General features: G+C 71.4%; 10 protein-coding genes. 3 read left to right on the top strand and 7 right to left on the bottom strand.

From position 1 onward, the window contains the following. Nucleotides 1–43: 43 nt before the first annotated feature. Nucleotides 44–1,003 (bottom strand): alpha/beta hydrolase, encoded by a 960-nt coding sequence (locus N1F89_RS02365; protein ID WP_290081116.1) that lies wholly within the window; start codon nucleotides 1,001–1,003, stop codon nucleotides 44–46. A gap of 414 nt (nucleotides 1,004–1,417) precedes the next feature. Between N1F89_RS02365 and N1F89_RS02360 the strand changes: the two genes are divergently transcribed. Further along, nucleotides 1,418–1,885, top strand: a complete 468-nt coding sequence (locus N1F89_RS02360; protein WP_290081115.1) for an Hsp20 family protein — start codon at nucleotides 1,418–1,420, stop codon at nucleotides 1,883–1,885. Between the two features lie 196 nt (nucleotides 1,886–2,081). Here the strand turns inward: N1F89_RS02360 and N1F89_RS02355 are convergent, their stop codons facing one another. The 5 genes from N1F89_RS02355 to N1F89_RS02335 form a co-directional block, all read right to left on the bottom strand. Beyond that, nucleotides 2,082–2,684 carry a DoxX family protein gene (locus N1F89_RS02355; RefSeq protein ID WP_290081113.1) on the bottom strand — a complete coding sequence of 201 codons (603 nt, stop codon included), beginning with the start codon at nucleotides 2,682–2,684 and terminating at the stop codon, nucleotides 2,082–2,084. Next, nucleotides 2,681–3,505, bottom strand: coding sequence for a DNA-binding domain-containing protein (locus N1F89_RS02350; protein ID WP_290081112.1), 825 nt, complete (start codon nucleotides 3,503–3,505; stop codon nucleotides 2,681–2,683). Before N1F89_RS02350 ends, N1F89_RS02355 begins: the two co-directional genes overlap by 4 nt. Next, nucleotides 3,489–4,409 (bottom strand): DUF692 domain-containing protein, encoded by a 921-nt coding sequence (locus N1F89_RS02345; RefSeq protein WP_290081111.1) that lies wholly within the window; start codon nucleotides 4,407–4,409, stop codon nucleotides 3,489–3,491. Before N1F89_RS02345 ends, N1F89_RS02350 begins: the two co-directional genes overlap by 17 nt. Before the next feature lie 46 nt (nucleotides 4,410–4,455). Next, entirely contained in the window at nucleotides 4,456–4,761 is a 306-nt protein-coding gene (locus N1F89_RS02340; RefSeq protein ID WP_290081110.1) for a DUF2282 domain-containing protein, read from the bottom strand. Between the two features lie 132 nt (nucleotides 4,762–4,893). Further along, a complete protein-coding gene (locus tag N1F89_RS02335) occupies nucleotides 4,894–5,949 on the bottom strand; it encodes a low specificity L-threonine aldolase (RefSeq protein ID WP_290081107.1) in 1,056 nt (351 codons plus the stop codon). Nucleotides 5,950–6,452: 503 nt separating this feature from the next. Between N1F89_RS02335 and gltB the strand changes: the two genes are divergently transcribed. Together gltB and N1F89_RS02325 are read left to right on the top strand one after the other, a co-directional pair. Beyond that, nucleotides 6,453–11,171 (top strand): glutamate synthase large subunit, encoded by a 4,719-nt coding sequence (gene gltB / locus N1F89_RS02330; RefSeq protein ID WP_290081106.1) that lies wholly within the window; start codon nucleotides 6,453–6,455, stop codon nucleotides 11,169–11,171. A gap of 65 nt (nucleotides 11,172–11,236) precedes the next feature. Continuing rightward, a complete protein-coding gene (locus N1F89_RS02325) occupies nucleotides 11,237–12,691 on the top strand; it encodes a glutamate synthase subunit beta (protein WP_290081104.1) in 1,455 nt (484 codons plus the stop codon). A 113-nt stretch (nucleotides 12,692–12,804) separates the two neighbouring features. Here the strand turns inward: N1F89_RS02325 and N1F89_RS02320 are convergent, their stop codons facing one another. Beyond that, nucleotides 12,805–14,061, bottom strand: a complete 1,257-nt coding sequence (locus N1F89_RS02320; RefSeq protein ID WP_290081102.1) for a DUF459 domain-containing protein — start codon at nucleotides 14,059–14,061, stop codon at nucleotides 12,805–12,807. Between the last annotated feature and the right edge of the window lie 2 nt (nucleotides 14,062–14,063).

Below are 14,063 nucleotides of genomic sequence, written 5' to 3'. Positions count from 1 at the left end.
GAGGCGGCGCCCGCTTCGCCTGGAAACGCTCGAGGGACGCGCGCTACGCGAACACCGCGTCGGAGCCCGGCACGAAAGCGTCGAAGGCGGCGAGCACCTGCTCGCGATAGGCGTCGGCTTCCTGCAACAGCTCGTGCCGGGCGCCGTCGACGGTGACCAGCGCGCCGCTGCGCAGCCGCCCGTGGTAGTCCTCGATCGCCCGGTTCGACACCACCTCGTCGGCGCCGGCGGCGACGAACAGAGCCGGAATGCGGATGCGCGCGGCGAATTCGGGGTCGCGCACGGTGCGGATCGCCCGGCAGGCGGCGCGGATCCAGGCGGCGGTCGGGCCGCCGAGCGCCAGCGCCGGGTGGCGGCGGTAGAGCTCCTGGTTGCGGGCGTAGCGGGCGTAGTCGGTCGTCAGCTTGTTGAAGGCGAAGGGGATGGCCTCGCGCGGCCGCGGCCCGCCGGCCATGTAGACGCGCCCCAGGCCGAGCGCGAACAGCAAGCTCGACAGGCGGTAGAGCGCGCGGTCGGAAAACGCCGTGCCGGCGAAGCCCAGAAGCGGCGCGCACAGCACCATGCGGCGCACGCGGTTGACCAGTCCGGGGGCGGCCAGCAGCGCCACCAGCGCGCCGGTCGAGTGGCCGAGCACGTAGTAGGGCGGGCGGCAGTCGGGCAGGATGACCTCCTCGAACAGCCGGTCGAGATCGGCGACGTAGTCGTCGAAGCTGCCGACATAGCCGCGCTCGCGGTCGCGCAGCAGCCGGTCGGAGGCGCCCTGGCCGCGCCAGTCGAGGGTGGCCGTGGCGAAGCCGCGCGCGGCGAGATCGCCGACGGTCTCGAAGTACTTCTCGATCGCCTCGTTGCGGCCGGGCAGGATGACCACCGTGCCCCTGAGCGGCCGGCCGGTGGCGACGAAGCGGGCGAAGCGGATGCGGTGGCCGTCGGCCGTGTCGAGCAGGCCGGCGGTCGCGCCCTCGGGAACCGGGTTTCCGGGGATCTGGTAGAGAAGGTCGGACATCGCCACCGCTGCGCGCTGTGCTGGCGGGCCGCCCCGGCCCGGCACCGACGGGTCTAGAGCATTTTGCCGTGAAGGGGAATCACCGGGCGCGCGAATGCCGCCGCCGAGGCATGACGGCCGGGAGGAAGGGACGATACACCCGGCCAAGTGCTGCGCGGCGCCCTCTTCGGGCGCCGTCATCGGCAAGTCTTCGGGAAGGCTAGCAGGGCGAAGCTGAACGGCGGCCGAAGCCGCGGTTCATGGCGCGTTCAGGTGGCCGGCGCGGGCGCCGCGGCGGCTCTTGAAAACGCGCGGGCGGGCGCCCACATCCCTTGCGCGGCCGCCGCAAGGGGCCGCGGCCGAAGGGAAACGCCGGTGACGGGTTTCCGCAAAGGCCGAATGCGCAAACGTGTTGCTCAACAGGAGGACAGACCCATGCGTCATGTCGACTTTTCGCCGCTCTACCGCTCGACCGTCGGGTTCGACCGGCTTTTCACCATGCTCGACTCGCTTGCCCAGCCGGATGGCGGGCAGACCTACCCGCCCTACAACATCGAGCGCACCGGCGAGGACGCCTACCGCATCTCCATGGCGGTGGCCGGCTTCTCCGAGGACGACATCTCGATCGAGGCGCACCGCAACGTGCTGACCGTGAAGGGCGAGAAGAGCGAGGAGGAGCGTCAGGACGGCTCCGAGCTGCTCTATCGCGGCATCGCCGGGCGCAGCTTCGAGCGCCGCTTCCAGCTCGCCGACTTCGTCGAGGTGGTCGGCGCGCGCATGCAGAACGGCCTGCTGCACATCGACCTGAAGCGCAACATTCCCGACGAGATGCGGCCGCGCCGCATCGAGATCGCCGGCGCCTCGCAGGACGGCTCCAGGCAGATCGAGGCCAAGGCCGGCTAACGCGTCGCCGGGCGAAGCCTGGCGGCTTCGCCGGCCGCAACCGTCCACAAGCCGACGGGTCGGAGCCGCTCTGCGATCTGTCAGGGCGGCTCCGGCGCACGATGCGGCCGGCCCGGCATCGACGGTCTGCCGACCGACCGACGAGCGGCGTCCCTTCGGGGCGCCGCTTTTTTTCCGCCCGCAGGGGCGGTCGCGGTCAGGCGGGCCGGGCCGTGGCGGCCGGCCGGCTGCCTGCCTGCCACCAGCGGGCGAGCGCGGCATCGAGCGAGACGCGCCCGGCGCCGCGCACCACGAGAACGATGAGCAGAAAGCCCCACAGCAGCCGCTGGTCGGCGACCGGCGCGGCGGGAAAGCGGTCGAACCAGGCGCCGACGGTCTGCGCGTCGACATTGTGCACCGCGATGTCGACATAGCTCTGCACGATGACGAAGACGATCATGCCGAGCGCGGCGAGCCGCGTGAACAGGCCGGCGACGATCAGCAGCGGCAGCGCGAACTCGGCATAGGTGCCGGCCCACACGATCAGCCCCCACGGCACCAGCGCGACCTGCGAGACGTCGCCGCCGGCCGCCTCCACCGCCGGCAGCACGATCTGGTAGTAGGCGTTGTCGGCGACGTCGAAAAAGCCGAGCAGCCCGTCGCCGACCTTGGTGCGCGCGGAGTTGAGGAAATAAAGCAGCAGCACCGCGGCGAAGACGAAGCGGGCGAGAAGGCCGAGGAACCAGCCGTCGACGGCCGATTCCAGGGCGGCGAAGGCGTGCCGGTGCGCGGCGCGCAGGCGCTCGACCAGGGGTCTCATGGCGTCGTTTCCTCCCGTTCGCCATCCGCGTCGGTTCGCAGCGCGGCAAACGCGCCACTGTCGACAAGCCGCCGGATCGCACCGGCCAGATCGAAGGCCGCATCCTCCTCTGCCGCCGTCCCGGCCGCCGCCTGCAGCGTCCGGCCGGCCAGAAGCGCGGCGAAGAAGGCGCCCTCGGCGGGGCAGAGCGGCGCGAGGGTGACGGTCAGTGCCGGCCGGGTGACGAGCGCGGCCTCCGCTTCGCCGGCGCGGATGCGGCCGCCGGCCGGCGGCGGCGTGCCGCGGTTGGCCAGCACGATCGAGGCGGCGGCGTAGCGCGAGCGCACGAGACGGGTCGCCGGATGGGGGCGAAACCGGCTGCCGGCCAGCCGGTCGGGCGCGAGCGCGGCGAGGGCCGCGCCCGGCAGCGGCTCGGCATCGGCGGCATGATAGGCGTCGAGCCAGGCGCGCTCGATCCGCGCGACGTCGGGCAGGTAGACGAGGGCGCGCACCGGCTCGTAGCGGGCGAGGAAGTCGGCGAAGGCCTCGCCATAGGCGAACAGCAGCGGCGAGCGCGGCGGGTGGGCGCGCACGAAGGCGCGCGCGAGGACGCCGAAATTGGCCGCGCCGACCAGCCGCTCCACCGCCGGAAAGATCTCGGCCAGCGCCGTCGTCAGGCTGTGCACGACGTTGTTGCGGTAGACGTCGAAGCGCCTGCCGGCCGGGCTGCCGGCGCATCCGTGGAGGCCGGCGGGCGCCGGCGCGCCGGGATCGAGCACGGCGGTGCGGAAGGCGCGCGGCCAGGCGGCCGCCGCGCCGCCGGGGTCAGGCGCGTGCGGCATGGCGCGGCTCCTGAGCAACGCGGCCGCCCTTGCGCGCGAGGATCGCCTCGGCGGCGGCGGCTTCGGCCATCAGCACCGGCCAGTCGGGAACGGCGCTGTCCCACTCGACCAGCGTCGGCACCGCGCCGCGCTGCGCGACGACCGTCTCGTAGAGCGCCCACACCGGGTCGGCCACCGGCGCGTCGTGGCTGTCGATCAGGAAGGCGACGCCGTTCTCGTCGGCGTCGCGGGCGTGGCCGGCCAGATGGATCTCGCCGACATGCGCGAGCGGGAAGTCGGCCAGGTAGGCGGCGGCCGAGAAGCCGTGGTTCGTCGCCGAGACGAAGACGTTGTTGACGTCGAGCAGGAGGCCGCAGCCGGTGCGCCGCACCACCTCGCGCAGGAAATCGGTCTCGCGCCAGGTCGACTCCGCGAACAGGACGTAGGTCGACGGGTTCTCCAGCAGCATCGGCCGGCCGATCGCCGTCTGCACGGCGTCGATGTGGTCGCACACGCGCGCCAGCGTGGCGTCGGTGTAGGGCAGCGGCAGGAGATCGTTGAGAAAGACGTCGTCATGCGTCGACCAGGCCAGGTGCTCCGACACCAGCGCCGGCTCGTAGCGCGCGACGAGATCGGCAAAGCGCGCCAGATGCGCGCGGTCGAGCGGTTCGAGGCCGCCGATCGACATGCACACGCCGTGCAGCGACAGCGGCCGCTCGGCGCGCAGGCGGGCGAGCGCGGCGTGCGGCGGGCCGCCGGCGCCCATGTAGTTCTCCGCATGCACCTCGAGAAAGCCGATCGCGCCGGGGTCGGCGAGAATGGCCTCGAGATGCTGCGGCTTGAAGCTGGCGCCGGCGCGGCCGGCGACGGAAAAGGCCGGAAAGCGCCCGGCGGCGGGCGGACTGGAGGTCTCCGCGCGTCTCATCGGCTCTCTCCCCGGCCTTTCCGTCGCGGCTGGCGATGCTGCCGGGTCAGGCCGGCAGGTCGCGGTCGAGCGGCTCGAGCGAGCCCGTGCGGCCGTCCGGCAGGTCGATCTCGGTGCAGGTGCCGGCGTCGACATAGGTCCAGGCGTTGCCCTGGTAGTCGACGGTGGAGGTGCCGGCGCAGGTGGTGCCGGGACCGGCGGCGCAGTCGTTCTTGCCGGCCATCGAGACGCCGTAGCACTTCTCCTTCTCCTGGGCGGTGACGGCGGTCGCGGTGGCCAGCGAGCCGGCCGACAGGGCGGCGGCGACGGTGCCGGCCAGGTAGGCGGCGGTGATCGCGGACTTGGTGGACATGGCGTTCTCCTCTCGAGGTTCTTGTGACCAGGCCGGCTCGTGCGCCGGCGCTCCGGTTGTTCCAGAGCGCCCGCTCACTTGGAAATCAACCGGTCGAGAGGGCCGTTCAAAACGGCGTGAGCGGCCTTGCCGTCACAGATCGGCGAGCATGGCGCCGAAGGCGTCGACCTCCTCGGCCGTCGTCTGGAAGCTGGTCACCATGCGCGCCAGCGTCTCGCCGGCGCCCGGCGGCCCGTCCATGCCGCGCGGGGCATGCCACGGGTGGAAGGCGGCGCCGGCCGCGCGCAGGGCCTCGGCGTCGCCCTGCTTCAGCACGGCGAACACCTCGTTGGCCTGCGGCTGCCAGGCGAGCCGCGCTTTCGCCGCCCGCCCGACATGGCCGGCCAGCCGGGCCGCCATGGCGTTGGCATGGCGCGCGGTGTCGAGCCACAGGCCGTCGGCGAAATAGGCGTCGAACTGGGCGGCGACGAAGCGCGACTTGGAGAAGAGCTGCGCGGCGCGCTTGCGCAGGAAGGGCACGTCGCCCGCGCCGGCCGGGTCGAACAGCACCAGCGCCTCGGCGCACCAGCAGCCGTTCTTGGTGCCGCCGAACGACATGAGGTCGACGCCGCGCTTCCAGGTCATCTCGGCCGGCGAGACGTCGAGCGCGGCGAGCGCGTTGGCGAAGCGCGCGCCGTCCATGTGCAGCGGCAGGCCGTGCCGGCGGCAGAGAGCGGCGATCGCGTCGATCTCGTCGAGCGCGTAGACGGTGCCGATCTCGGTCGACTGGGTGATCGAGACGGCCATCGGCTGGCCGGCATGCACGAAGGCGGGCGGGAAGCGGCCGATCGCCGCCTCGAGGGCGGCCGGCCCGATGCGCCCCAGCGTGCCGTCGACCGGGTGCAGCCGGGCGCCGCCGGTGAAGTACTCGGCCGCGCCGCACTCGTCCTCGATCAGGTGCGCCTCGCTGTGGCAGAAGGCGACGCCGCCCGGCCGGGCGGCATGGGTCATGGCCAGCGCATTGGCCGCCGTGCCGGTGGCGACGAAGAAGACGGCGACCTCGCGCTCGAAGATGGCGCTGAAGCGCTCGGCGACCGCGCGGTCGAGATCGCTGCCGCCATAGGCCGCGGCATAGCCGCCGGCATGCGCGGCGAGGCCCTCTGCGATCCGCGGATGGACGCCGGCCCAGTTGTCGGAGGCGAAATGCATGCGTGCTCCCGTGCTCGTCTGACTGCGCGGACAGTTGCCGCCTTGCCGGCCCGGCTGCAAGGCCTAAATGCCGGTGCGATGCCGCCGCAGCCGGACGGCGCCGACGGTTCGCGTGCCGGCAAATGCGGGACTCGCGCAACAATGTTTCGCGCAAGGGGCCGCTTTTTTGCGTTTGCGTCTTGTCTGCGGCAAGGATTTCTGGCATACACAATATAGGACAGCAGTGCTGTCTTATTTTTTCGCGCGTCCGCCGCCGGATTTGGCGTTAGGTTTTCGTCGGTCCGGCCCTTTGGCATGCGGCGCGCGCGCGAAGGCGGACCGCGGTCGTCGGTTTCGGCCTGCAGGCCGCCACATAGAAGAGCCGCGCCGGCGCGAGCGGTGCGGGGCCTCTTCCGGCTTTTCGAAAGATATGCCGTGCGACGACCGGGATTGTACCGCTCGAGAGCGCCAGCCCCGGACCACTGACCGACCGCTGCGGCGGGAACGCGAAGGAGGATGGGACGATGACGACACCGACGCCATCTGTGACGCCTGGGCGCAAGCCGGCCGTGCAGACTGCGGGCGCCGTCAAACGCGCCTCCGGCCACCCTGCGCCGCAGGGCCTCTATCACCCGGTCAACGAGCACGACGCGTGCGGCGTCGGCTTCATCGCGCACATGAAGGGCGAGCGCTCGCACGACATCCTGCGCGACGGCCTGGCGATGCTGGAAAACCTGACGCACCGCGGCGCGGTCGGCGCCGACCCGCTGGTCGGCGACGGCGCCGGCGTGCTGACGCAGATCCCCGACCGGCTCTACCGCGAGGAGATGGCGGCGGCCGGCATCGACCTGCCGCCGCCCGGCCACTATGCCGTCGGCCAGATCTTCATGCCGCAGGACGCCGAGCTGCGCGCCCAGATCGAGCAGATCGTCGCCGAGGTGGTGCAGGCCGAGGGGCAGGAGCTGATCGGCTTCCGCGACGTGCCGGTCGACAATTCCTCGCTGTCGAACGCGCCGCAGATCGCCGCCTCCGAGCCGGTGCACCGGCAGGTCTTCATCGGCCGCGGCGCCGGCGTCGAGGACGAGCCGTCCTTCGAGCGGCGGCTCTACATCCTGCGCAAGGTGATCTCGGCGCGGCTGCATGCGGAGGCCGACAGCGGTGCTGACGTCGACTGCTACATCGTGTCGCTTTCGGCGCGCACCGTCGTCTACAAGGGCATGTTCCTGGCCTACCAGCTCGGCGCCTACTACAGCGACCTGACCGACGCGCGCTTCGAGACGGCGATCGCGCTCGTCCACCAGCGCTTCTCGACCAACACCTTCCCGTCCTGGAAGCTCGCCCATCCCTACCGCATGGCCGCCCACAACGGCGAGATCAACACGCTGCGCGGCAACGTCAACTGGATGGCGGCGCGCCAGGCCTCGGTCGATTCGGAGCTGTTCGGCAACGACATCTCCAAGCTGTGGCCGATCTCCTACGAGGGGCAGTCGGACACCGCCTGTTTCGACAATGCGCTCGAGTTCCTCTGCCAGGGCGGCTACTCGCTCGCCCACGCGATGATGATGCTGATCCCCGAGGCGTGGGCCGGCAACAAGCTGATGAGCGCCGAGCGGCAGGCCTTCTACGAGTACCATGCCGCGCTGATGGAGCCGTGGGACGGCCCGGCCGCGGTCGCCTTCACCGATGGCCGGCAGATCGGCGCCACGCTCGACCGCAACGGCCTGCGTCCGGCGCGCTACGTCATCACCGACGACGACCGGGTGATCCTCGCCTCCGAGGCCGGCGCCTTCTCGGTGCCGGAGGAGAAGGTGGTCGCCAAGTGGCGGCTGCAGCCCGGCCGCATGCTGCTGATCGACCTTGAGGAGGGGCGCATCGTCTCCGACGACGAGATCAAGTCGGCGATCGCCTCCAAGCATCCCTTCCGCGAATGGCTCGACAAGACGCAGCTCATTCTCGAGGAGCTGAAGCCCGTCGAGCCGCGCGCGCTGCGCCGCGACGTCTCGCTGCTCGACCGCCAGCAGGCCTTCGGCTACACGCAGGAGGACACCAAGATCCTGATGGCGCCGATGGCCACCACCGGCCAGGAGGCCGTCGGCTCGATGGGCACCGACACGCCGATCGCGGCGATGTCGGACAAGTCGAAGCTGCTCTACACCTATTTCAAGCAGAACTTCGCCCAGGTCACCAACCCGCCGATCGACCCGATCCGCGAGGAGCTGGTGATGAGCCTGGTGTCGTTCATCGGGCCGCGGCCCAACATCTTCGACCTGGTCGGCAATTCGCGCCGCAAGCGGCTCGAGGTGCGCCAGCCGATCCTGACCAACGGCGACCTGGAGAAGATCCGCTCGATCGGCCACAGCGAGGACCGCTTCGACACCAAGACGATCGACGTGACCTATCCGGCCGGCGAGGGCGCGGCCGGCATGGAGGGCGCGCTCGAGCGGCTGTGCGAGCGGGCCGAGGCGGCGGTCGCCGGCGGCTACAACATCATCATCCTGTCGGACCGTCAGCTCGGCGCCGACCGGGTGGCGATCCCCATGCTGCTGGCGACGGCGGCGGTCCACCATCACCTGATCCGCAAGGGCCTGCGCACGGCGGTCGGCCTGGTGGTGGAGTCGGGCGAGCCGCGCGAGGTGCACCATTTCTGCTGCCTGGCCGGCTATGGCGCCGAGGCGATCAACCCCTATCTTGCCTTCGACACGCTGGTCGACATGCACAAGCGCGGCGAGTTCCCGCCCGAGGTCGACGCCGACGAGGTGGTGACGCGCTACATCAAGTCGATCGGCAAGGGCATCCTCAAGGTGATGTCCAAGATGGGCATCTCCACCTACCAGTCCTATTGCGGCGCGCAGATCTTCGACGCGGTGGGCCTGAGGAGCGAGTTCGTCGAGCGCTTCTTCACCGGCACGGCGACGACCATCGAGGGCGTCGGCCTGGAGGAGATCGCCGGCGAGACCGTGACGCGTCACGCCGCCGCCTTCTCCGACGATCCGGTGCTTCGGAGCGCGCTCGACGTCGGCGGCGAGTACATGTACCGCATGCGCGGCGAGGCGCATGTGTGGACGCCGGACGCGGTGGCCACCCTGCAGCACGCGGTGCGCAAGAAGTCGTGGGACACCTACCGGGCGTACAGCGAGCAGATCAACAGCGCGGCCGAGCAGGCGCGCACGATCCGCGGCCTGTTCGAGATCCGCACAGCCGAGCGCACCGGGCGCGCGCCGGTGCCGCTCGAGGAGGTCGAGCCGGCGGCCGACATCGTGCGCCGCTTCTCCACCGGCGCGATGTCGTTCGGCTCGATCAGCCGCGAGGCGCACACCACGCTGGCGCGCGCCATGAACGCCATCGGCGGCAAGTCGAACAGCGGCGAGGGCGGCGAGGAAGCGGACCGCTACCTGCCGCTGCCCGGCGGCGGCCGCAATCCCGAGCGCTCGGCCATCAAGCAGGTGGCCAGCGGCCGCTTCGGCGTGTCGGCGGAGTATCTCGTCAACGCCGACATGATGCAGATCAAGGTGGCGCAGGGTGCCAAGCCCGGCGAGGGCGGCCAGCTCCCCGGCCACAAGGTCGACGCGACGATCGCCAAGGTGCGCCATTCGACGCCCGGCGTGGCGCTGATCTCGCCGCCGCCGCATCACGACATCTATTCGATCGAGGACCTGGCGCAGCTCATCTTCGACCTGAAGAACGTCAACCCGCAGGGCGACGTCTCGGTCAAGCTGGTCTCCGAGGTCGGCGTCGGCACGGTGGCGGCGGGCGTGGCCAAGGCGCGCGCCGACCACATCACCATCGCCGGCTATGACGGCGGCACCGGCGCCTCGCCGCTGACCTCGCTCAAGCATGCCGGCAGCCCGTGGGAGATGGGCCTGGCCGAGACGCACCAGACGCTGGTGCTCAACGGGCTGCGCAGCCGCATCGCGCTGCAGGTCGACGGCGGTCTGCGCACCGGACGCGACGTGCTGATCGGCGCGCTGCTCGGCGCCGACGAGTTCGGCTTCTCGACCGCGCCGCTGATCGCGGCCGGCTGCCTGATGATGCGCAAGTGCCACCTCAACACCTGCCCGGTCGGCATCGCCACGCAGGACCCGGTGCTGCGCAAGCGCTTCAAGGGCACGCCCGAGCACGTCATCGACTACTTCTTCTACGTCGCCGAGGAGGTGCGCGCGCTGCTCGCCGCCATGGGCTTCCGCAAGCTCGACGAGGTGATCGGCGAATCCGACCTCCTGGAGAAGCGGCCGCTGATCGACCACTGGAAGGCGCGCGGCCTCGACTTCTCCCGCGTCTTCTTCAAGCCGCAGGCGCCCAAGCAGGCGATCCACTGGACCGAGCGGCAGAAGCACCCGATCGACGACGTGCTCGACCGCAGGCTGATCGAGGGCGCCAGGCCGGCGCTCGAGGCGCGCGAGCCGGTGTCGCTGGCGCACGACATCCGCAACACCGACCGCACCGCCGGCGCCATGCTGTCGGGCGAGGTCGCCCGCCGCTACGGCCACAAGGGGCTGAAGGACGACACCATCGCGGTGCGCTTCACCGGCACCGCCGGCCAGTCGTTCGGCGCCTTCCTGGCGCGCGGCGTCTCGTTCGAGCTGATCGGCGACGGCAACGACTATGTCGGCAAGGGCCTGTCGGGCGGCCGCATCGTCATCCGCCCGCCGGACGAGGCGCGCATCGTCGCCGAGGACTCCATCATCGTCGGCAACACCGTGCTCTACGGCGCGATCGAGGGCGAGTGCTACTTCCGCGGCGTCGCCGGCGAGCGCTTCGCGGTGCGCAACTCCGGCGCCGTGGCGGTGGTCGAGGGCGTCGGCGACCATGGCTGCGAGTACATGACGGGCGGCGTCGTCGTCGTCATCGGCCGCACCGGGCGCAACTTCGCCGCCGGCATGTCGGGCGGCGTCGCCTACGTGCTCGACGAGGCGGGCGATTTCGCCGAGCGCTGCAACATGGCGATGGTCGAGCTCGAGCCGGTGCCCGAGGAGGACGACATGCTGGAGAAGCTGCACCACCACGGCGGCGACCTCGACCACAAGGGCCGGGTCGACGTGTCGGGCGACATGACGCGGCACGACGAGGAGCGGCTGGTGCAGCTCATCTCCAACCACATGCACCACACCGGCTCGGCGCGCGCCCGCGCGATCCTCGACGACTGGGCGCACTACCGGCCGATGTTCCGCAAGGTGATGCCGGTCGAGTATCGCCGCGCGCTCGAGGAGATGGAGCGCATGCGCATGGGCGTCGCGGCGGAGTAGGGGCCGCCGGGCCGGACAATCGACAGTTGGCTGCGGCGCAAAGGCCGCCGCGAGGAGACGATACCATGGGCAAGGTGACAGGCTTTCTCGAGATCGACCGGCAGGTCCACAAGTACCAGCCGGCCTCCGACCGGGTGCGGCATTTCCGCGAGTTCACGCTGCCGATGTCGGACCGCGAGGTCGAGAAGCAGGCGGCGCGCTGCATGGACTGCGGCATCCCCTACTGCCACGGGCCGATGGGCTGCCCGGTGCACAACCAGATCCCCGACTGGAACGATCTCGTCTACCACGGCGACTGGGAGACGGCGATCCGCAACCTGCACTCGACCAACAACTTCCCCGAGTGGACGGGCCGCATCTGCCCGGCGCCGTGCGAGGAGGCGTGCACGCTCAACCTCGAGGACATCCCGGTCGCCATCAAGACGATCGAGCAGGCGATCGCCGACAAGGCCTACGAGCACGGCTATGTGCGGCCCTACCCGCCGGAGCACAAGACCGGCAAGTCGGTCGCCGTCATCGGCTCGGGCCCGGCCGGCATGGCCGCCGCCCAGCAGCTCGCCCGTGTCGGCCACGACGTGCACGTCTACGAGCGCGAGAGCCGGCCGGGCGGCCTGATGCGCTACGGCATCCCCGACTTCAAGATCGAGAAGCACTACGTCGACCGCCGCGTCGAGCAGATGCAGGGCGAGGGCGTCACCTTCCACTGCAACGTCAATGTCGGCGTCGACAGGACGGTTGCCTCGCTGCTCGACGCGCACCACGCCGTGCTCTACTGCGGCGGCTCCGAGACGCCGCGGGCGGCCGGCATCCCGGGTGCCGACTTCGCCGGCGTGCACGACGCGATGCCCTATCTGGTGCAGCAGAACAAGCGCGTCGCCGGCGAGGACATCACCTCCGTCGCCTGGCCGTCGGAGCCGATCCTGGCCGGCGGCAAGCACGTCGTCGTGGTCGGCGGCGGCGACACGGCGTCCGACTGCGTGGGCACCGCCTTCCGCCAGGGCGCGGTGCGCGTCACCCAGCTCGACATCCGGCCGCGGCCGCCGGAGAAGGAGGACAAGCTGACCGTGTGGCCCTACTGGGCGACCAAGATGCGCACCTCGTCGAGCCAGGCCGAGGGGGCGGAGCGCGAGTTCCAGGTCGCCACGCTCGAATTCCTCGGCGAGGACGGCCGTCTTACCGGCGTCAAGTGCTGCGAGGTCGACGAGAAGCGCCAGCCGATCGCCGGCACCGAGTTCGTCATCCGCGCCGACCTCGCCTTCATCGCCATCGGCTTTTCCGGTCCGCTGCGCGACAGCGTGCTGGCCGAGTTCGGCGAGCGGCTGGCGACGACGGTCGACCGGCGCAGCTCGACCAACGTGACGGCCGACGACCGCGACTACCGCACCAATGTCGAGCGGCTTTATGCCGCCGGCGATGCGCGCCGCGGCCAGTCGCTGGTGGTGTGGGCGATCCGCGAGGGGCGCCAGGCGGCGCGCGCCATCGACCTGGCGCTGATGGGCGAGACCGTCCTGCCGCGCTGAGCGCGCGCGGTCCCCTAGCCGATCTGCTTCTCACGGAATCGCAGATCGGCTCCCGCTCATTGTTTGACGCGTTTGCGGACGGCGAAGCGGTTTCCCCTTCGCCTGGACACGCGCTACCGGGCGATGGCGCCGGTCTCGGCGCTGTCGGGCGGGCTCTGCGGTTCGCGCGGCGCCTCGTCCCCGGCGCCGTCGATCAGGAAATCGTCGGCGCGGCCGGGTTTGGGCGGCGGCGCCAGACCCTCGATCGCCAGCCGCTCGGCCGGCGTGCGCGGCGCCTCGCGGCGCGGCGCCACCTCGCCGCCGAGCAGATCGTTGCCGCCGTCGAGCTCGGCGTCGAGCAGCGAGATCGGCGCCGTGCGGTCGATGGTGGGCGGGCCGGCCGGCGCCAGCTCGAGCGTCGGCAGGTTCTCGATGCCGAGCGTGCCGATGTCGGGCGAGACCGCGTCGCCGAGCACCTTGTTGAGCGGCCGTTCCACATAGAAGGCGATCTTGCGCCGGCCCGGCCGGGTGACGTTGATGCCGTCGCTGGCGCGCAGCCGCACCGGCTGGCCGTTCATGTCGGGGCCGGAATAGACGAAGTTGCCGCTCTCGTCGACGAAGCCTTCCCAGATGTCGACGAACTCGCCGCCGGCGGCCTCGGCGACGCGCTTGTGGATGTCGTTGAAGGCCAGCATGTCGGACGACATGCTGCTCGAGCGGAACGGCGGCAGGCCGGTCCAGATCAGCGGAATGCCGCGCTCGCGCACCGCGTCCGCCAGGGCGGCGGCGCGGCGCTTGTACTCCCGCGTCCAGTCCTCCGAGCGCGGGCTCTCGCGCTGCCCGTCGACCACCATCTGCTGGCGGTCGTTGGAGCCGATCATCACCACCACCGCGGCCGGCTCCACCTCGTCGAGGATCGGGCCGATGTTGGCGTTCCAGTCGTAGAAGTCGTCGCGCACGAAGCCGGACGAGCCGTTGGTGCGGTCGACGATCAGCACGCCCGGCGATTCGGCATAGGCCGTCTCCAGCCCCTCGGCCAGCCCGCCGGCCAGGAAGTCGCCGACCACCAGAACCTCGCGCGCATTGTCGAGCTTCTCGCTCGCCGCCGGCGCCGGGCTGGCCGCCGGGGCGGACTGGCGCCGGGTGCTGCGCGCGGCCGGCCGCTCGCGGCGCACCGGCTCGCGCGCGCGCGGCGGCGGCTTCGGCTCGGACCGGCGCAACCCGCCGCCGAACAGCATGTCGAGCAGGCCGCGGCGCTCCTGCGCGGCGGCCTCCGTCGACAGGCCGGCGGTGGCCGGTAGCGCGGCCGCCAGCCCGGCCAGGCACAGCAGGGCGGCGAGCGCTAGGCGCAGCGGGGCGGCGGCGCGCGGCAGGGGCGTCTTCGGCGTCATGG

It is taken from the genome of Aquibium sp. A9E412, assembly GCF_030398335.1.
In the GTDB taxonomy this organism is placed as follows: domain Bacteria; phylum Pseudomonadota; class Alphaproteobacteria; order Rhizobiales; family Rhizobiaceae; genus A9E412.
Note: the sequence above shows the minus strand (reverse complement) of the source record. Positions and strands in the feature narration are given on the sequence as shown.

Excerpts from the sequence above, each read along its gene's own strand:
- N1F89_RS02365 (WP_290081116.1), bottom strand. The coding sequence starts at position 1,003 with ATGTCCGACCTTCTCTACCAGATCCCCGGAAACCCGGTTCCCGAGGGC.
- N1F89_RS02360 (WP_290081115.1), top strand. The coding sequence starts at position 1,418 with ATGCGTCATGTCGACTTTTCGCCGCTCTACCGCTCGACCGTCGGGTTC.
- N1F89_RS02355 (WP_290081113.1), bottom strand. The coding sequence starts at position 2,684 with ATGAGACCCCTGGTCGAGCGCCTGCGCGCCGCGCACCGGCACGCCTTC.
- N1F89_RS02350 (WP_290081112.1), bottom strand. The coding sequence starts at position 3,505 with ATGCCGCACGCGCCTGACCCCGGCGGCGCGGCGGCCGCCTGGCCGCGC.
- N1F89_RS02345 (WP_290081111.1), bottom strand. The coding sequence starts at position 4,409 with ATGAGACGCGCGGAGACCTCCAGTCCGCCCGCCGCCGGGCGCTTTCCG.
- N1F89_RS02340 (WP_290081110.1), bottom strand. The coding sequence starts at position 4,761 with ATGTCCACCAAGTCCGCGATCACCGCCGCCTACCTGGCCGGCACCGTC.
- N1F89_RS02335 (WP_290081107.1), bottom strand. The coding sequence starts at position 5,949 with ATGCATTTCGCCTCCGACAACTGGGCCGGCGTCCATCCGCGGATCGCA.
- gltB (WP_290081106.1), top strand. The coding sequence starts at position 6,453 with ATGACGACACCGACGCCATCTGTGACGCCTGGGCGCAAGCCGGCCGTG.
- N1F89_RS02325 (WP_290081104.1), top strand. The coding sequence starts at position 11,237 with ATGGGCAAGGTGACAGGCTTTCTCGAGATCGACCGGCAGGTCCACAAG.
- N1F89_RS02320 (WP_290081102.1), bottom strand. The coding sequence starts at position 14,061 with ATGACGCCGAAGACGCCCCTGCCGCGCGCCGCCGCCCCGCTGCGCCTA.